This is a genomic window from Azorhizobium sp. AG788 (genome assembly GCF_943371865.1).
Lineage (GTDB): Bacteria > Pseudomonadota > Alphaproteobacteria > Rhizobiales > Xanthobacteraceae > Azorhizobium.
The window spans coordinates 1-18,515 of record NZ_CALRWL010000047.1 but is presented as its reverse complement, the minus strand read 5'-3'; the positions used below and the strand labels follow the sequence as shown (position 1 = coordinate 18,515).

Annotated in this window: 16 protein-coding genes and 1 pseudogene; 10 read left to right on the top strand and 7 right to left on the bottom strand. The window is 67.2% G+C overall.

Annotated features, from left to right (window positions below; all coding sequences use genetic code 11):
- Positions 1-58 precede the first annotated feature (58 nt).
- From polA to moeB, 3 genes are all read left to right on the top strand, one after another.
- Positions 59-3,076 carry a DNA polymerase I gene (gene polA / locus AAG816_RS21565; RefSeq protein ID WP_341991748.1) on the top strand — a complete coding sequence of 1,006 codons (3,018 nt, stop codon included), beginning with the start codon at positions 59-61 and terminating at the stop codon, positions 3,074-3,076.
- A gap of 209 nt (positions 3,077-3,285) precedes the next feature.
- Positions 3,286-4,782, top strand: a complete 1,497-nt coding sequence (gene cysG, locus AAG816_RS21560; RefSeq protein WP_341991747.1) for a siroheme synthase CysG — start codon at positions 3,286-3,288, stop codon at positions 4,780-4,782.
- A 51-nt stretch (positions 4,783-4,833) separates the two neighbouring features.
- Entirely contained in the window at positions 4,834-5,646 is an 813-nt protein-coding gene (gene moeB, locus AAG816_RS21555; RefSeq protein ID WP_341991746.1) for a molybdopterin-synthase adenylyltransferase MoeB, read from the top strand.
- A 39-nt stretch (positions 5,647-5,685) separates the two neighbouring features.
- Here the strand turns inward: moeB and AAG816_RS21550 are convergent, their stop codons facing one another.
- Entirely contained in the window at positions 5,686-6,687 is a 1,002-nt protein-coding gene (locus tag AAG816_RS21550; protein WP_341991745.1) for a D-glycerate dehydrogenase, read from the bottom strand.
- Between the two features lie 258 nt (positions 6,688-6,945).
- Between AAG816_RS21550 and AAG816_RS21545 the strand changes: the two genes are divergently transcribed.
- Positions 6,946-7,482 carry an SH3 domain-containing protein gene (locus AAG816_RS21545; protein WP_341991744.1) on the top strand — a complete coding sequence of 179 codons (537 nt, stop codon included), beginning with the start codon at positions 6,946-6,948 and terminating at the stop codon, positions 7,480-7,482.
- A 318-nt stretch (positions 7,483-7,800) separates the two neighbouring features.
- Here AAG816_RS21545 and AAG816_RS21540 read toward each other — a convergent pair whose 3' ends face one another.
- The 3 genes from AAG816_RS21540 to AAG816_RS21530 form a co-directional block, all read right to left on the bottom strand.
- Entirely contained in the window at positions 7,801-8,274 is a 474-nt protein-coding gene (locus AAG816_RS21540; RefSeq protein ID WP_341991743.1) for a MucR family transcriptional regulator, read from the bottom strand.
- 157 nt (positions 8,275-8,431) lie between these two features.
- On the bottom strand, positions 8,432-9,193 hold the full coding sequence (locus tag AAG816_RS21535) for an ABC transporter permease (RefSeq protein ID WP_341991742.1): 762 nt from the start codon (positions 9,191-9,193) through the stop codon (positions 8,432-8,434).
- 112 nt (positions 9,194-9,305) lie between these two features.
- On the bottom strand, positions 9,306-10,232 hold the full coding sequence (locus AAG816_RS21530) for an ABC transporter ATP-binding protein (RefSeq protein ID WP_341991741.1): 927 nt from the start codon (positions 10,230-10,232) through the stop codon (positions 9,306-9,308).
- A 590-nt stretch (positions 10,233-10,822) separates the two neighbouring features.
- Here AAG816_RS21530 and AAG816_RS21525 point away from each other — a divergent pair.
- Together AAG816_RS21525 and AAG816_RS21520 are read left to right on the top strand one after the other, a co-directional pair.
- On the top strand, positions 10,823-11,305 hold the full coding sequence (locus tag AAG816_RS21525; RefSeq protein ID WP_341991740.1) for an Lrp/AsnC family transcriptional regulator: 483 nt from the start codon (positions 10,823-10,825) through the stop codon (positions 11,303-11,305).
- A 125-nt stretch (positions 11,306-11,430) separates the two neighbouring features.
- Complete coding sequence (locus tag AAG816_RS21520; protein ID WP_341991739.1) at positions 11,431-12,219, top strand: transporter substrate-binding domain-containing protein; 789 nt, start codon at positions 11,431-11,433, stop codon at positions 12,217-12,219.
- A 54-nt stretch (positions 12,220-12,273) separates the two neighbouring features.
- Here the strand turns inward: AAG816_RS21520 and fabF are convergent, their stop codons facing one another.
- On the bottom strand, positions 12,274-13,551 hold the full coding sequence (gene fabF / locus AAG816_RS21515) for a beta-ketoacyl-ACP synthase II (protein ID WP_341991738.1): 1,278 nt from the start codon (positions 13,549-13,551) through the stop codon (positions 12,274-12,276).
- 396 nt (positions 13,552-13,947) lie between these two features.
- Between fabF and AAG816_RS21510 the strand changes: the two are divergent.
- Positions 13,948-14,109 (top strand): annotated as a pseudogene (locus AAG816_RS21510) (MaoC/PaaZ C-terminal domain-containing protein); the annotation flags it as partial.
- A 116-nt stretch (positions 14,110-14,225) separates the two neighbouring features.
- Here AAG816_RS21510 and AAG816_RS21505 read toward each other — a convergent pair.
- Positions 14,226-14,846: an alpha/beta hydrolase gene (locus tag AAG816_RS21505; protein ID WP_341991737.1), complete on the bottom strand. Its 621-nt coding sequence runs from the start codon at positions 14,844-14,846 to the stop codon at positions 14,226-14,228.
- Positions 14,847-14,941: 95 nt separating this feature from the next.
- The gene (locus AAG816_RS21500; protein WP_341991736.1) at positions 14,942-15,883 is read right to left on the bottom strand and encodes a ring-cleaving dioxygenase; all 942 of its coding nucleotides are present in this window, start codon (positions 15,881-15,883) and stop codon (positions 14,942-14,944) included.
- Positions 15,884-16,114: 231 nt separating this feature from the next.
- On the opposite strand from AAG816_RS21500, the gene AAG816_RS21495 reads away from it, so the two are divergent.
- The 3 genes from AAG816_RS21495 (at position 16,115) to msrA (ending at position 18,495) form a co-directional block, all read left to right on the top strand.
- Positions 16,115-16,552 (top strand): DoxX family protein, encoded by a 438-nt coding sequence (locus AAG816_RS21495; protein WP_341991735.1) that lies wholly within the window; start codon positions 16,115-16,117, stop codon positions 16,550-16,552.
- An 81-nt stretch (positions 16,553-16,633) separates the two neighbouring features.
- Positions 16,634-17,593: a LysR family transcriptional regulator gene (locus AAG816_RS21490; protein WP_341991734.1), complete on the top strand. Its 960-nt coding sequence runs from the start codon at positions 16,634-16,636 to the stop codon at positions 17,591-17,593.
- 140 nt (positions 17,594-17,733) lie between these two features.
- Complete coding sequence (gene msrA / locus AAG816_RS21485) at positions 17,734-18,495, top strand: peptide-methionine (S)-S-oxide reductase MsrA (protein WP_341991733.1); 762 nt, start codon at positions 17,734-17,736, stop codon at positions 18,493-18,495.
- Positions 18,496-18,515 lie beyond the last annotated feature (20 nt).

Below are 18,515 nucleotides of genomic sequence, written 5' to 3'. Positions count from 1 at the left end.
AGGGTTGTGGCGCCCAGGCCCGTGGGGCATCGTGCGCGCCGCATCAACGGAAAGCCCCATGTCCCCAGCTCCCCGCCCGATCCAGCCCGGCGACCACGTGTTCCTGGTGGACGGTTCGTCCTTCGTGTTCCGGGCCTATTTCCAGTCCATCAATCAGGACCGGAAATACAATTTCCGTTCGGACCGCCTGCCCACCGGGGCGGTGCGGCTGTTCTGCACCAAATTGTTCCAGTTCATCCGCGACGGTGCCGTGGGCATCAAGCCCACCCACCTCGCCATCATCTTCGACAAGTCGGAGGATTCGTTCCGCAAGGAGCTGTATCCGCTCTACAAGGCCAATCGCTCCGACCCGCCCGACGAACTGATCCCGCAATTCCCGCTGATGCGCGAGGCGGTCAAGGCGTTCGGCCTGATCCCGGTGGAAATGGCCCGCTATGAGGCCGACGATCTGATCGCCACCTATACCCGCCAGGCCCAGGCCGCCGGCGCCGATGTGCTGATCGTCTCCGCCGACAAGGATCTGATGCAGCTGATCGGCGAGCGCGTCGCCATGTATGATCCGGCCTCGGGCGAAGCCGGCGGGCGCGGGGCGCGGCCGGAGCGGCGCATCGGGGTGGCCGAGGTGGTCGAATATTTCGGCGTCTCGCCGGAGCAAGTGGTGGACGTGCAGGCGCTGGCGGGGGATTCCACCGACAATGTGCCCGGTGTTCCCGGCATCGGCATCAAGACCGCCGCCACCCTGATCAAGGAATATGGCGACCTGGACACGCTGCTGGCCCGCGCCGGGGAGATCAAGCAGGAGAAGCGCCGCCAGTCGCTGCTCGATCCGGAGAATGTCCAGAAGGCACGCATCTCCAAGGAATTGGTGAAGCTGGTCACCGACGTGGCGGTGGAAGTGCCGCTCGCCGACATGGTGCTGGAGGAGCCGGACGGCAAACGCCTGATCGCCTTCCTGAAAGCCATGGAATTCACCACTATCGTGCGCCGCGCGGCGGAGGCCTTCTCCGTGGAGGCCGCGGAGGTTGAGCCGGATCCGCGTCTGGCGGTGGCGGCCAGTGGCCAATTGTTCGCGGCGCCCGCCGTTTCCGCGGAAGAGGGCGCTCCGTCGGCACCTTCGACCGAATCAGCTGGCGGCGCGCCGACGGCGGACGCGGCACCGGGCCGTCCCACCGTGCTCAATCCCTCCGATCTGGCGGCGCAGCGGGCCCAGGAGGCGCGCGCCACCAAGGTGGACCGCAGCCGCTACCGCATGCTCACCACCTTGAGCGAGCTGGAAGACTGGTGCGCCCGCGCCCGCGATCTGGGCGTGGTGGCATTCGATACCGAGACCACCTCCATCGATCCCTTGCAGGCGGATCTGGTGGGCGTCTCCCTGGCTCTGGCGCCCAATGAGGCCTGCTATATCCCGCTGGCCCACCAGGGCGCGGGGGAGGGGCTGTTCACGGAAGGCCTGCTGCCGGGCCAGATCCCGCTGGGGGCCGCGCTCGCCGTGCTCAAGGGCATGCTGGAAGACTCCGGCACGCTGAAAATCGGCCACAACGTCAAATATGACGCCGCCATCCTCGCCCGCCACGGCATCACGGTCGCGCCTTACGACTGCACCATGTGCATCTCTTATGCCCTGGATGCGGGTCGCAACAATCACGGCATGGACGAATTGTCGGTGAAGCATCTGGGCCATACGCCCATCGCCTTCACCGAGGTGGCCGGCAAGGGCAAGGGGCAGGTCACGTTCGACAAGGTGGCGCTTGATGCCGCCACCGCTTATGCGGCGGAAGATGCGGACGTGACCTTGCGGCTGTGGCTGGCGCTGAAGCCGCGTCTCGTGGCCGAGGGGCTGACCACGGTCTATGAGACCATGGAGCGCCCGCTGGTGTCCGTGCTCACCCGCATGGAGGCGCGCGGCATCTCCATCGACCGGCCGTTGCTGGCGCGGCTGTCGTCGGAATTTGCCCAAGGCGCGGCACGGCTGGAAGACGAGATTTCTGAGCTGGCGGGCGAGAAGGTCAATGTGGGCTCGCCCAAGCAGATCGGCGACCTGTTGTTCGGCAAGCTGGGCCTGCCCGGCGCCAGCAAGACGCCCACGGGCGCCTGGTCCACCAAGGCCAATGTCTTGGATGAACTGGCGGAAGCCGGCCATGTGCTGCCGCAGAAGATCCTGTCCTGGCGCCAACTGGCCAAACTGCGCTCCACTTATACGGACGCGCTGCCCAATTTCGTGAACCCGCAGACCCACCGGGTCCACACCTCTTATGCGCTGGCGGCGACCACCACCGGGCGGCTGTCGTCCTCGGAGCCGAATCTCCAGAACATTCCCATCCGCAGCGAAGAGGGCCGGCGCATCCGCCGGGCGTTCGTGGCGGTGCCGGGCACCAAGCTGGTGTCGGCGGACTATTCGCAGATCGAACTGCGGCTGCTGGCGGAGATCGCCGATATTCCCGCTTTGCGTCAGGCGTTCAAGGATGGGCTCGACATCCATGCCATGACCGCCTCGGAAATGTTCGGCGTGCCGGTGGTGGGCATGCCGGCCGAGGTACGCCGCCGCGCCAAGGCGATCAATTTCGGCATCATCTACGGCATTTCCGCCTTCGGGCTGGCCAACCAGCTGGGCATCCCGCGCGATGAGGCCGGGCTTTATATCAAGCGCTATTTCGAGCGCTTCCCCGGCATCCGCGCCTACATGGACGAGACCCGCGCCTTCTGCCGCGAGCACGGCTATGTGGAGACCCTGTTCGGACGGCGCTGCCATTACCCGGACATTGCCGCTTCCAACCCGGCCATCCGCGCCTTCAACGAGCGTGCGGCCATCAATGCCCGGCTCCAGGGCACGGCGGCGGACATCATCCGCCGCGCCATGATCCGCATGGAGCCGGCGCTGAACGCGGCCAAACTCTCCGCCCGCATGCTGCTGCAGGTGCATGACGAACTGGTGTTCGAAGTGCCCGAGGCCGAGGTGGAGGCCACCTTGCCGGTGGTGCGCGCGGTGATGGAGGGCGCGGCCATGCCGGCGGTGACCCTGGCGGTGCCGTTGCAGGTGGAAGCGCACGGCGCCGACAATTGGGAGGAGGCGCACTAGCGCCTCGGGCAAAGCCGGGGTGTGGATTTTTGCGCGGTAATTTCGTGGATTAAGCGAATATCGCTTAGTTTCTGTTGAATGAACGGCCGGCTTCCGCCATATGACCTTCGCGCGACAGGCGCGAACCGTGCACTCTTGGCAAGCCGCCCCGCCGGGCGGACACTGACCGTCGCAGGTTCGCGCCGCGCCCGAGGAGAAGGCAGAGCCCCATGACCGCCGACCGCTCACCGCCCACTGGCCGTGCCCCCCGCGCGCGCGATGGCGGACGCATGGACAAGCTGGCCCGGCTGCCGGTGTTCTATGCCCTCTCCGGCAAGCGGGTGCTGGTGGCAGGTGGCGGCGAGCCGGCGGTATGGAAGGCGGAACTGCTGTCTGCTGCCGGTGCGCGGGTGGAAGTGATCGCCGAAGAGATCTGCGCCGAGATGTGGCATCTGGCCGGCGCCGCGCCGGACGGGCCGATCTCCATCCATAAGCGCCCCTGGCACGCGGACGATATTCCCGGCGCGGCCATGGCCATTGGCGATGCCGCCGATGAGGAAGAAGCCGCACGCTTTGCCGCCGCCGCCCGCGCCGCCGGCGTGCCGGTGAACGTGGTGGACAAGCCGGCCTATTGCGATTTCGCCTTCGGCGCCATCGTCAATCGCTCGCCTTTGGTGGTGGGCATTTCCACTGATGGCGCCGCCCCGGTATTCGGGCAGGCGATCCGTGCCAAGATCGAGGCGCTGCTGCCGCAGGGCTTCAAGGCGTGGGCGCAGGCTGCACAATCCTGGCGCGGGGCTGTATCGGCGCTGAATCTGCCGTTTCAGGGCCGCCGTCGCTTCTGGGAGAGTTTTGCCGCCAAGGCCATGGCCGAGCCGGGCCGGGCGCCCAATGAGGCGGATCGAGCCGACCTGCTGGCGCTGGCCCATGCCACCCAGGCCGCACCCGAGACCGGCTCGGTGGTGCTGGTGGGGGCGGGACCGGGCGATCCCGAACTGCTGACGCTCAAGGCGGTGCGGGCGCTGCAATCCGCCGATGTGGTGCTCTATGACGATCTGGTCTCGGAGGCGGTGCTGGATTTCGCCCGCCGCGAAGCCAGGAAGATGCTGGTGGGCAAGACCGGCTATGGCCCGTCCTGCAAGCAGGACGACATCAATGCGCTGATGGTGCAACTGGCCCGCGAAGGCCGGCGGGTGGTGCGCCTGAAGGGCGGCGAACCGATGATCTTCGGCCGCGCCGGCGAAGAGATCGCCGCCTGCCGGGCTGCGGGCATTCCGGTGGAGGTGGTGCCGGGCATCTCCTCGCCCCAGGGCGCCGCCAGCCGTCTGGTGGCCTCGCTCACCCATCGCGACCACGCCCGGCGGCTGCAACTGGTGACCGCCCATGCCCGTGACGGCAAGCTGCCGCGCGATCTGGATTTCAAGGCGCTGTCCGACAAGGCCGCCACCACCGTGGTCTACATGCCGCGCCGCACGCTGCCGGACATGGTCAGCGAACTGCTGAGCGCCGGCATCGATCCCCACACGCCGGCGGTGGCCATCTTCTCCGTCACGCGGGCCAATGAGCAGGTGATCTGGGCGCCGGTGTCCGGCTTGTCCGATGCGGTGGCGGCGGCGGTGGAGGAGGGGGCCGCCGGGCCGTGCCTCGTCATCTATGGCCATGCCCTCTCAGCCGCCGAGGGCGCGCGGGTGCTGGACGGCCCGATGGTGCACGCGGCGCAGGTCTGAAGCGCGCCGGCGACGGCGTGACCTGCGGTCCGCCAGAGGATAAAATCCCCCATGGCTTTTTCATCGGAAGAAATCGAGCGCTACGCCCGCCACTTGGTGCTGCCTGATGTGGGCGGGCCGGGCCAGCAGAAGCTCAAGGCCGCCACCGTCCTGGTGATCGGGGCCGGCGGGCTGGGCGCCCCGGCGCTGCTCTATCTGGCGGCAGCGGGGGTCGGCCGGCTGATTCTGGTGGATGACGATGTGGTGTCGTTATCCAACCTGCAGCGTCAGGTGATTCACCGCACCCAAGACATCGGCCGCCCCAAGACCGAGAGCGCGGCTGATGCGGTGGCCGGCATCAACCCGCATGTGGAGATGGTCACCCACGCGGTGCGCATCGGCGTCGACAATGCGCTGGACTTGATCGCCGCCGCCGATGTGGTGGTGGACGGCTCGGACAATTTCGCCACCCGCTATCTGGTGGCGGACGCCTGCGTGCTCGCCAGGAAGACCCTGGTGACGGCGGCGCTGGGCACATTCGACGCCACCGTGACCACCATCCGTGCCCATGAGAGCGGGCCGGACGGCACGCCCAACCCCACCTATCGCTGCCTGTTTCCCGAACCGCCGCCGCCGGGCACGGTGGCGCCGTGCGCCGAAGCCGGGGTGCTGGGGGCTCTGGCCGGCATTGCCGGCTCGCTGGCGGCGCTGGAGGCGATCCGGGCCATTGTCGGCTTCGGCGAGGGGCTGGTGGGCAAATTGCTGATGATCGACGCCCGCTCCATGCGCTTCGAGACGCTGAGCTATGCCTACGATCCGGACAATCCCTTGACCGGAACGGGTGCGCGGATCACCGACCTGTCCCAACATGAAAAGGCCGCCTGAACGGCGGCCTTCAGAATGGGAACCGGGCCGTCTCCCGCTTCACAGCATGGAGGGCAGGACGCGATCCGGCGGACGGTGGCCGTCCATGAAGGTCTTGATGTTGACGATGACCTTCTCGCCCATGTCCACGCGGCCTTCCAGCGTGGCCGAGCCCATGTGCGGCAGCAGCACCACCTTGCCGTTGCGGGCGAGGCGCACCAGCTTGGGGTTCACCGCCGGCTCCTGCTCGAACACGTCGAGCCCGGCGCCGGCCAGTTCGCCGGCTTCCAGCATGCGGGCGAGGGCGTTCTCGTCGATCACTTCGCCGCGGGCGGTGTTCACCACATAGGCTTCGCGCTTCATCAGCTTCAGCCGGCGGGCGGAGAGCAGATGGAAGGTGGCCGGCGTGTGCGGGCAGTTCACCGAGACGATGTCCATGCGGGCCAGCATCTGGTCCAGGCTGTCCCAATAGGTGGCTTCCAGCGCCTCTTCCACCGCGCCCGGCAGCGGGCGGCGATTGTGATAATGGATCTGGAGGCCGAACGCCTTGGCGCGGCGGGCCACCGCCTGGCCGATGCGGCCCATGCCGATGATGCCGAGGCGCTTGCCCCAGATGCGGCGCCCGAGCATCCAGGTGGGCGACCAGCCGCTCCATTCGTCGCGCTCGCCGATCAAGGTTTGCGCGCCTTCCACCAGACGGCGGGGCACGGCCAGGATCAGCGCCATGGTCATGTCTGCGGTATCCTCGGTGAGGACGCCGGGGGTATTGGTGACGGTGATGCCGCGCGCCAGGGCGCTGGACACGTCGATATGATCGACGCCGTTGGAGAAGCTGGCGATCAGCCGGAGGTTTTCACCGGCCTGCGACAATACGGCATTGTCGATGCGATCGGTGAGGGTGGGGACCAGCACGTCCGCATGCTTCACGGCGGCCACCAAGGCGGCCTGGTCCATGGGGATGTCATCGACGTTCAGCTGGGCGTCGAACAGCTCCCGCATGCGGGTTTCCACCGTATCCGGCAGCTTCCGCGTGACGACAACCAGCGGCTTGCGACGCGCCATTTGCTTCCCCGTTCCCCGTTTCTTAACCCTTATAGTCCCGTCTAGCAGACGGACGGCGAAAGACAAAGAGCGCTGCGCCCCGTGCCCTTGACGCTGGACCGTGCGGAGCGCACTTCAGGCTCGCCCTCGGGCGCGGCGGGGGCGCAGGGGATGGCGTGGCCGATTTTGCGGGTCTCAACGCAAAATCAAGGCTGCCTCGGTTTTATGAGACCGGCTGGCCAAAGTGGGTCGGCGGGTGGTGCGAAAGGACGATCGGACATGCAGATCACGGGGCGGCATCCCTTCCACACGCGCGCGGCGGCGTTCGCCCTGCTGTTGGCGGCGGTGCTTCCAGGCGCGAGCGCCCGTGCAGCGGACGACACGCCCGGAACCGGACTTCCCGTGCCGCGCTTTGTGTCGCTGAAGGCGGACAAGGTGAATGTGCGCAATGGGCCCAATCGCGATCAGGACGTGGCCTGGATCTTCACCCGGTCCGGCCTGCCGGTGGAGATCACCGCCGAATTCGAGACCTGGCGGCGCATCCGCGACGCGGAGGGCGCGGAGGGCTGGGTCTATCATTCCATGTTGTCCGGTCGGCGCACCGCGCTGGTGGCGCCCTGGGGCAAGGACGCGACGGTGACGCTGCGGGACAAGCCGGACGCCAATGCCAAGGTCGCCGCGCGGCTGGAGCCGGGCGTCCTCGGCACGGTCAAGACCTGTGACGGCAAATGGTGCCGGCTGATCGGCGACGGCTTCGATGGCTTCATCGAGCAAGGCAAGCTGTGGGGTGTCTATCCCAATGAGAAGGTGGACTGAGCGTCCGCCCGCTCCCCGTGCGGCCGAAGCCCGCTGTCCGCGCGGACGACGGTTCTGAGATTGCTGCTCCCTCAGGTGGTGCAGGCCATCGCTGCGCGCGAACGGGTGGCAAGCCGTGAGGGAGGCGATCGCTCCGAGGCCTGCGTACAAGGGGCCTTCGTAAAAGGGGCCTGCGCATATGGGGCCTGGATTCACGGCCCTGCATCCAAACGGACGGCGCGCGGCCCAGGCGGTGAGGCCTGGGCTCGCGCGGAATAGACCGTCCACAGGCGAGGCCGCTCCACGGCCCCGCCTTGGCATGACGGGCTTCTTACGGCGTCAGGCCTTCTTGGCGCGGGGCGTGCGGGCCTTGCGCACCGGAGCCGGCGGCTCCTTCGGGGCTTCCACCTTGGCGCGGCCGAGGCCGATTTCCTTGGCCATGGCCGAGCGGGTCAGCGCATAATTGGGCGCCACCATCGGATAGTCATAGGGCAGTTCCCACTTCTTGCGGAACTCATCCGGCGTCAGCCCATGCTTGGACAGCAGATGGCGCTTCAGCGACTTGAACTTCTGGCCGCATTCCAGGCAGACGATGCTGTCCGGGGTGACCGAGCGCTTGATGCTGATGGCGGGCGTCAACTGCTTGGGCGCTTCGACGGCCGCTGGTTCGGCGCTCAATGCGGCCAGGGCCGCATGAACCGCCTGGATCAACTGGGGCAGCTCAGCCGCGCTCACGCTATTATTGGCAACGAAGGCGCTGACGATATGCGCTGCGTTCTCTGCCAGGAAGTCATTCGAATCTTGATCGTCCACGGCCTGTCCTCCGGTTATACACGTTTATTGCAGCAGCTTGACGCTCTGTTCAAGCGCGGCCGCGGGATAAAACGATCCAATTCGGCATTTGTTGCCGATTTGCAATAAATCTCCACGATTGCGGTGGAATTCCGCCCGGATTGTGCGCCCGCGGGGCTCAGCTCTTCATTCGATATCCGGTCTTGAAGATCCAAACCACCGCACCGAGGCACAGGGCCAGGAACAGAAAGGTCATGGCAAGGCTCAGGCCGACGCTGACATCGGAGATGCCGTAGAAGCTCCAGCGGAAACAACTCACCAGGTAGACCACGGGATTGAACAAGGTCACCGTGCGCCAGAACGGCGGGAGCATGTCGATCGAATAGAAGCTTCCGCCAAGGAAGGTGAGCGGCGTGATGACCAGCAGTGGAACCATCTGCAACTTCTCGAAACTGTCCGCCCAGATGCCGATGACGAAGCCGAAAAGACTGAAGGTCACCGACGTCAGCACCAGGAAACCGAGCATCCAGAACGGATGATCAATCCGCAGGTCCACGAACAGGGCGGCTGTCGCCAGGGTGATGAGGCCGAGGATGACGGATTTGGTTGCCGCTGCGCCAACGTATCCGATCACGATCTCCACCGCCGAGAGCGGCGCGGACAACAATTCATAGATCGTTCCGACGAACCGCGGGAAGTAAATGCCGAACGAGGCGTTGGCGATGCTCTGGGTCAGGAGCCCCAGCATGATGAGCCCCGGAACGATAAAGGCCCCGTAGCTCACATCGTTGATGTCGCCCATGTGGCTGCCGATGGCGGAGCCGAACACGATGAAATAGAGCGATGTGGACAAGACCGGCGAGACGATGCTCTGCAGCAGCGTGCGCCGGGTGCGGGCCATCTCGAAGATGTAGATGGCGCGAATGGCATGGTAATTCATGGACGTGCCCTTTGCTCCCGCGGCAGCGGGCGGCCCGGAGCGGGGCCGGCGCGGCGTGCGGGCATGGCGATGACGGGTGCGTGGGACGGCAAGCCGGATGGCATCGCAGGTCTCACGGGGTGGCTCGCACCAGACGGACGAAAATCTCCTCCAGGGAGCTCTGCTGGGTCTGGAGATCGTTGAACGCAATGCCCGCCGCGGCCATGTCCTGCAGGAACGGGGCGATGAAGGTGGGGGAGCCGGCGGTGTCGTAGGTATAGGTCAGCGTCGTGCCATCTTCGGACAAGGTCAGCGGATGGGCGCTCAGCGCCGCGGGGATGGCGGCGAGCGGCGTCGCCAGATGCAGCGTCAGTTCCTTGCGACCGAGCTTGTGCATCAGATCCAGCTTGTCCTCCACCAGGATCAGCTCGCCCTTGCGGATGACGCCGACCCGGTCGGCCATCTCCTCGGCCTCTTCCAGATAATGGGTGGTGAGGATGATGGTGACGCCGGAATCCCGCAGCTCACGGATCACCCGCCACATGTCGCGGCGCAGTTCCACGTCGACGCCGGCGGTGGGCTCGTCCAGGAACAGGATCTGCGGCTCGTGGGAGAGCGCCTTGGCGATCATCACCCGTCGCTTCATGCCCCCGGACAGGGTGATGATCTTGCTACCCTTCTTGTCCCACAGCGACAGGTCCTTGAGCACCTTCTCGATATGAGCGGGGTTGGGCGCCTTGCCGAACAGCCCGCGGCTGAAGCTGACCGTGTCCCAAACCGTCTCGAAGGCGTCGGTGCTCAGTTCCTGCGGCACCAGGCCGATGCGCGCCCGCGCGGCCCGAAACTCCTTGATGATATCGTGGCCGTCGGCGATCACGGTCCCGGTGCTGGGATTGACCAGGCCGCAGATGATGGAGATCAAAGTGGTCTTGCCGGCCCCGTTGGGGCCCAGCAGCGCGAAGATTTCGCCGCGCCGGATATCAAGCGTGACGTCCTTGAGCGCGGAATGGCCGGACGCATAGGTCTTCGAGAGACCGCGGATGGAGATGATCGGCTGCATGGGCGGGATATAGCCTGTTCGGACGGCGGTTGTGCGAATTTTGGTCACAGGCGGACCCGATGGAGCTTCGGTGTCCGCGTGATGGCGGCAAAGCCCAACGTCGGCGATTGCTTTGGGGCACGGACGGAAAGGGCGTGGCGCCCGGGGCGCGTCGGCAGGCCGATGCGCCTCGCGGGATATGGCCCTGAAAGCCTTGAGCGCAAGGGGGCTGGCGGCGCACACATGGCCGCGTGGCCGAGGACCGCATCGCCTGGGTCGGCGCTGGCGAATCGGCGCGGCTAGTGCCGCGTCGGTGTGACGGTGCCGTGCCTCTGCCCCTGCCTCTGCGGCGTCGCCGGCTCGGCCCATCGGGGAAAAAGGCCATTGTCGCCATGCTCGCACAAGGTGGGATGTTTACCACCCATGGCGGCTCACCACTTTGGGCCGCGGCGCCTCGACCCCCTCCGGCGTCGGGATCGGCCCTGGCATGCGGGTGCCAGGGCCGATCCATCTTTCGCGCGAATCCCGTCACGGGACCGTCACGCCCCCTTTCACGCGGGCGGACTTGAGATAACGTGCCTGCCGGAAACCGAGCCGGGCGACCCGTCCCCATGCATGAACTGGATGCCATCGACCGCAAGATCCTCACGCTGCTGCAGGAGGATTGCCGCATCACCATGCAGGAATTGTCAGCCCAGGTGGGACTGTCCGCCTCGCCCTGCCATCGCCGGGTGCGGATGCTGGAAGAGAGCGGGGTCATCGTCCGCCACGTGGCGATCGTGGACCAGGCGGCCATCGGCCTGCATGTGAGCGTGTTCATTTCCATCAAGCTGGAACGCCAGAAGGAAGAAGATCTGGAGCGCTTCGCCAAGGCCATCTCCGGCTGGGAGGAAGTGCTGGAGTGCTATCTCATGACCGGCGCGCGGGATTATCTGCTGCGCGTGGTGGCGCGCGATTTGGCAGCCTATGAGACGTTTCTCAAGACCAAGCTGACCCGGCTGGACGGCATCGCGTCCATCGAATCGAGTTTTGCCCTTAGCCAGGTGAAATATTCCATCGCCCTGCCGGTCCAGGGAGCCGCAGGCCGGGGATAGGTCGCCGCCGCGCGTAACGGCATGACTCCTGCATGCAAAATGCGCCCGCTGCGGGGGCTGCTGGGGTGAGCAGCGTGCCGCCGCGGCACCGTAACCTGTGCGTTTTGAGCCCGAGGAGACCTCCCATGAACCGCAGATCCGCTCTCTTTCTTTGTGCTTTCGCGGCGCTGCTGGGGCTCGCGCCGCCGGCGCGGGCGGAGGATGGCCTGGATGCCATCATGGCGCGCAAGGTGATCCGCATCGCCGTTCCCACCGACTATCCGCCCTATGGCTTCGTCGGCCCCGACCTGAAACCGCAGGGCCTGGACATCGCCATGGCGGAATTGATTGCCGAGAAGATGGGCGTGAAGGCGGAACTGGTGTCTGTCACCAGCGCCAACCGCATTCCCTATCTCCAGACCGGCAAGGTGGACCTGATCATCTCCACCTTGGGCAAGAATGCCGAGCGCGAGAAGGTGCTGGACTTCAGCTACGCCTATGCGCCGTTCTTCCAGGCGGTATTCGGCGGCAAGTCGGTGGCGGTGAAGGGGCCGGCCGACATGGCGGGCAAGACCGTGGCGGTGACCCGCGGCGCCATGGAAGACCAGGAACTGGAGAAGGTGACGCCGCCCGGCGTGGTGGTGAAGCGCTATGAGGACAATGCCGCCACCGCCTCGGCCTATGTGGCGGGGCAGACCCAATTGGTCGCCATCAGCGCCGCCGCCGCCGGCACCATCATGCAGATGAACCCGGCCACCAACACCGAGTTCAAGTTCCTCATCAAGGATTCGCCCTGCTTTGTCGGCATTGCGAAGGGCGACGAGCGGCTGCGGGCCAAGGTCAACGCCATCATCCTGGCGGCCAAGGCCGACGGCACGTTGAATGCCATGTCGCAGAAGTGGCTGGGCCGCCCGGTGGGTGAACTGCCGCAATAGGCCATCCGGCCCAAAGGGGCTGGCGTGGGTGCGGGGCGGGCGGTGCCCGTCCCGTCAGCGTCCGGTCCAGCGCCGGAAGATCACGCAGGCATTGACGCCGCCGAAGCCGAAGCCATTGGACAGGGCATAGTCCACCTGTTCCGCCCGCGCCTGCGGCCCGATCAGGTCGAGACCGGCGGCGGCGGGATCGGGATCGGTGAGATTCAGGGTCGGCGGAAGCATGCCGTCGCGCAGGGCAAGGATTGAGAACGCCGCTTCCAGCGCACCCGCCGCGCCCAGCAGATGTCCGGTGGCGGATTTGGTGGAGGAGATGGCCGGGCCGCTGTCGCCGAACACCGCCCGGATCGCCGCCAGTTCGCTGGTGTCGCCCACCGGGGTGGAGGTGGCGTGGGCATTGATATAGCCGATCTGTCCCGGCTCCAGGCCGGCCATGCCCAGGGCCGCGCGCATGGCGCGCTGGGCGCCTTCGCCATTTTCCGGGGCGGCGGTCACATGGAAGGCGTCCGAACTGGTGCCGTATCCGGCCACTTCCGCCAGGGGCGTCGCGCCCCGCGCCAACGCATGTTCGAGGGTCTCGATCACCAGGGACGCGGCGCCTTCGCCCATGACGAAGCCGTCCCGGGCGGAATCGAACGGCCGGGATGCGGCCTCGGGCGTGTCGTTGAAATGGGTGGAGAGGGCGCGGGCGGCGGCGAACGAGCCCAGACTCACCCGGTCGATGCAGGCTTCCGCGCCGCCGCAGATCATCACATCCGCTTCGCCCGAGCGAATCAGCCGCAAGCCGTCGCCGATGGCCTGCACGCTGGCGGCGCAGGCGGTGACGGGCGCCCCGAGCGGACCCTTGAAGCCGTAGCGGATCGACACCTGCCCGGCGGCCAGACTGATCAGGAACGAGGGAATGGTGAAGGGCGACAGGCGCTTGGCGCCCCGCGTATCCACCGTGCGCACCGCCTCGACGATGCCTTGGAAGCCGCCGATGCCGGAGGCCATGATGATGCCGGTGCGCTCCAGATCCGCTTCGTCCTCCGGCTGCCAGCCGGCCTGTTCCAGCGCCTGGCGGGAGGCCTCCAGGGCGAACAGAATGAAGCGGTCCATCTTCTTGCGGTCCTTGACCGGGACCGCCTCCATGTCGAAGCCGTGCGGATCCTCGGCCCGCGACGGCACCACGCCCGCCACCTTGGGCTCCACGTCCGGCACCATGGCGTCCGGCAGCCGGCGCAGGCCCGAGCGCCCGGCGATCAGGCGCGACCACACCGGCTCCACCCCGCACCCCAAAGGCGACACGAGGCCGAGGCCGGTAACTACGACCCGCTGCGAGTAGGCCTTCGACATGGAACGGACATCCTTGAACGGGCGTGACGCCGGGCGCCGCGGACGGGCGTGACCAGACTCATTGGCCAAAGCGTGCGGAAAGGAAGCAAAGAAAGCGCCTCGGCGCCAGGGCGCGTCGCCGCCAGGAGGGGGGAGCCGCTGTGCCGAGCAAGGCCGCCAATGGCAGCGCGGCGGGAGGGGCCCGCGGCACGGGGGGAGAAACTAGGTCCGATCCAGTCATCCGGCAAGTTACTTGTGCCCCAAGGGTTTGCACTCAAGACATTTGGCGCCCGCGCGGAGCCCCGGTTTCGCCGGTGCGCCACTGCAGAGCCGGGGTGGGCATGCAGAGATCAACGGACATCCCATCGCTCCCTGCTACGCCAGCGATTTACCGCGACGACCTCCCCGTGAGCCAGCATTTTACCGAGCGCCGGCCTCACATCGGAGGCGCCCGAGATCATCGCCTTTTCGCAGGAGGCTTGCGATTCGCAGCCGATCCACCTCGACCATGAGGCGGCGAACGATACGCTGTTTGGAGGGCTTGCCGCTAGCGGCTGGCTCACTGCGTCCATTGCCATGTGCGGGCGGGGCCGATCCTGGTGCCGGATCTGGCGCGCGTGCGCGGACCGGCGGCGCGGGGCGGCCGGGCATGGGAGGGGGCCGCCGCATGGTGCGGCGGACCCCTGAGTGCGGTGTCAGGCGGCGGCCAGCCAGGCCTGGGTGAGGCTCAAGTCGGCCTGGGACAGGCCGTGGCCCACCGGCAGGACCTGATGGCGCACATGGGCGCCCTGGCGGGTGAAGATGTCCGCCAAACGGGTGGAGTTCGCCGACGGCACGATGGGATCCACTGCGCCCGAGAGCATGAGGATCTTCTTGCCGGTGAGATCGGCGGGCGGCGGATCGCTCAGCGGCACCATGGCGCGCAGCAGAACCGCTCCGGCCAGGGCCTCGGGGTGAAGCTGAAGCACCGCGGCGGCGATGTTGGCGCCATTGGAAAAGCCCAGCGCCATGGGCGCGGGCAGGCCATAGGCTACCCGGGCCTCGGCGATGAAGTCCGCCAGTTCTCCGGCGCGGCGACGCACGTCCGCCTCGTCGAACACGCCTTCCGACAGGCGACGGAAGAAGCGCGGCATGCCGCCTTCCAGCACCCGCCCGCGGGGCGAGAGCAGGGCCGCGTTGGGCGAGACGGCGCGCCCGAGGGGCAGAAGGTCCGCCTCGTCGCCGCCGGTGCCGTGCAGCAGCAGAAGCGGTGCGGCGCCGGGGGCGCGAGCCGGTTCAAAGCGATGAATGAAGGACAAAGACGTATCGGTGGTCATGGCAACCTCCCATGGGGGGCTGGGGGTCAGACGGGGATCATGTGAGGTCCGCTGGCGTCAGCCCGCCGGCGCCGGGGCGCGCGGCGGGCCTTGGCTCAGACCAGGACCGGCAGCACCTCTTCGATGGAGGCGCGGCGTGGCTCCAGGAACGACGGCAGCTTCAGCGCCGCGCCGAGGCTGGACACCGGCTCGTCGGCGGCAAAGCCGGGGACATCGGTGGCAATCTCGAACAGCACATGGCCGGGCTCGCGGAAGTAGACGGACCGGAAGTAGTTGCGGTCCTTCTGCTCGGTGGTGGTGATGCCGTGGTTCTCCTGCAGCTTGCGCACCATCTCCATTTCAGCGGCATCATCCGCCGCCCGGAAGGCGATGTGGTGCACCGAGCCGCCGCCCATGCGGGCGGGCAGGAAACCGCCGGCGCCGCGCAGATCGACGATGCCGCCGATCTGTGTGGTGCCTGCCCGGTAGCGCACCAGATCGCCCTCGCGGGCCACTTCGGTGAAGCCGAGCACATCGGTGAGGATGGCGCCGGTGGGGGCGGTATCAGCCAGGAGCAGGCTGGCGGAATGGAAGCCACGGATGGCCGCCTCCGCCGGCACGGTGCCGCCGGTCCAGGCCGGCTCGCCCTCGATGCCGGGGACGCCGACGAGCGCCAGACGCATGCCGTCGGGATCCTTGAACGGGATCACCTTGTCGCCGAAGCGCTCAATGGGCGCCTGGTGGGCGACGCCGGTTTCTACCAGCCGGTGCAGCCAATAGCCCATGGCGCCTTCCGGCACCCGGAACACGGTCTCCTGCGTTTCGCCCACCCCCAGCCGGCCCGGCGCCACATGGGCCCAGGGGAAGAAGGTGAGGATGGTGCCGGGCTGGCCGGTCTCGTCGCCGAAATAGAAGTGATAGGTGCCCGGATCGTCGAAATTCACCGTCTTCTTCACCAGCCGCAGACCGAGGACGCGGGTGTAGAAGTCCAGGTTGCGCTGGGCGGGACCGGAAATGGCGGTGATGTGGTGGATGCCGGGGATGGAGGCGGATGTCATGGCTGAACTCCTGAGGATGGGGTGTGGGGCCGGTCGGCGCCCTTGCCACCAGAGATAGGTCAGCCGGCCCCCAACGCCAGCACTTTCGATTGCGCGGGTGCAATGTCGATCGTGCGAAATTCGAAATTGCGTTGCGGTGAGGAAATGAGGATGGTGGCTCCACAGTGAGTTGACCGCCGGGGTCGCTGAACGGCCCCGGACCCTTCAAACCCTTGAGACTGGAGACTTCCCATGATCGACAATCGCACCGCCCCTTATGGCGCCTTCCTCCTCCGCGTCACCCTCGGCGTCATGTTCATCTCGCACGCCTATCTGAAGTTCGCCGTGTTCACGATGCCCGGATTTGCCGGCTATCTGGCCCAGGTGGGCCTGCCCACGGCGCTGGCTTGGCCGATCGTGCTGGGCGAGTTCATCGGCGGCGTCGCCATCCTGGTCGGCTTCTACGGCCGGGTGGTCTCTTTGGCCCTGGTGCCGCTGCTGCTGGGCGCGCTCTCGGTGCATGCCCCGAACGGCTGGGTGTTCAATGCCGCCGGCGGTGGCTGGGAATATCCCGCCTTCCTCGCCATGGCCGCGGTGGTCCAGGGCTTCCTCGGCGATGGCGCCTTCGCCCTGAAGTCGGTGACCGTGGCGCAGCTGACCCAGACCAAGCCTGCCGCCCGCACCGCCTGATCGGTTCAGATATGCTAGATGCGACCGCGCAGCTGCTGCGCGGTCGCTTTCGTGCGCACTGGCGCAGGTCGGGAGACTACCGTGGCGGAGCCGTTCAAGAACCTGGCCTGGGATGACTTCCGCCTGATCAAGGCGGTGGCCGATGCGCGCGGCCTGCCGGCGGCAGCGGCGCAGATCGGCGTCAACCATTCCACCGTGTTCCGGCGGCTGCGGCAGATCGAGGAGGCGCTGGGGGTGCAGTTGTTCCTGCGCCACCGGGCCGGCTATGCCTTGACCCCGGCGGGCGAGGAAGTGGTGGCGCTGGCCGAGCGGGTGGATGCGGACATCACCTCCGTCACCCGCAAGATCGCCGGGCGCGAACTGGCGCCGGCGGGCGAATTGCGCGTCACCACCAGCGACAGCCTGCTGCTGCATCTGATATTGCCGCTGCTGACGCGGTTTCGCGCCGCTTACCCCAACGTGCGGCTGGAAATGGTGCTGGGCAATTCCGCCCTCAACCTCTCCAAGCGCGATGCCGACGTGGCCATCCGCGCCACCGACACGCCCCCGGACAATCTGGTGGGCCGCCGCGTGGCGCGCCTGGGCTGGGCGCTCTACGGCTTGGCGTCCGATTTTCCCGATCCGCAGGCGGTGTCCGACGAAGCCTTGTCGCAGCGCGATTGGATTTCGCTCAGCGATGGCTTCGGCGGCATGCAGGTGGTGCGCGATGTCCAGGCGCGGGTGGCGCCGGAGCGCATCGGCTACAAGGTGAATACGGTTCTGGGCCTGGCCGAGGCGGTGGAGGCGGGCCTGGGCATCGGCTACGTGCCCTGCTTCATTGCCGATGCCTGTCCGGCCCTGGTGCGGCTCGCCCCGCCGGAGCCGGCTTATGGCAATGATCTGTGGCTGCTGACCCATCCGGATCTGCGTCATGCGGCGCGGGTGCGGGTGTTCCTGGATTTCATGGCGGCGGAGATCATCCGGCGCCGCATCTTTCTGGAAGGAAGCGGCGACGCCCCCCGCGCCCCGGACGCGGAAGACGCGCCGGTGGCGGAGGACTGAGCCGCCATGGGCCCGGCCCGAAGTCCCGATACGTCAGGTCACGATGGCGGCATCGGTGTAACGGGCCAGGGCTCTGCGACGTACAGTGCCCGAAGCCGCCCATAGCGAAGGCACCGGGCGGCGGTGCAAGGAACTCCGCAATGCGCACTCAGAAGACCACCGTTTCTCACGCGCCGGATGCGCCTGTCCGTGGCGCCCTCCCGCACGTCGCCCGTCGCCGCTTCCTGGCGCTGTCGGCGCTCGCTCTGCTTCTGGCCGCGCCCTTCTCCACCGGCGTTCACGCCGCCGAAAGCGTGGTCCTCGCCCCGGCGCCGGTGAAGGCGCCCGCGGAAACCGGCGACACCGCCACTTTGGTGGTGGCGGGCGGCTGTTTCTGGGGCGTGCAGGCGGTGTATCAGCACGTCAAGGGCGTCAGTTCCGCCGTGTCCGGCTATGCGGGCGGCACCAAGGAGACCGCGGACTATTCCCGCGTCAGCAATGGCGACACCGGTCACGCGGAGGCGGTGCGCATCACCTATGATCCCCGCGTGGTGGGGGCGGGCGAATTGCTGCGCATCTTCTTCTCGGTGGTGCACGATCCGACCCAGAAGAACCGGCAGGGGCCGGATGTGGGCACGCAATATCGCTCCGCCATTTTCGTCGACGATGCCGCCCAGCGCGCGCTGGCCACCGATTATGTGGCGCAGCTGGGCGCGAGCAAGGTCTACCCCCGGCCGATCGCCACCACCATCGAGCCGCTCAGCGCCTTCTATCCCGCGGAGAGCTATCACCAGGACTATCTGGTGCGGCATCCGGACAATATGTACATCGTCATCAACGACAAGCCGAAGGTGGAAAGCCTCAAGCGTTTGTTCCCGCAGGACTATCGCGAGACCCCGCAACTGGTGGGCGCCCGCTCCTGATTTGGCGAGCAGTGCCGGCG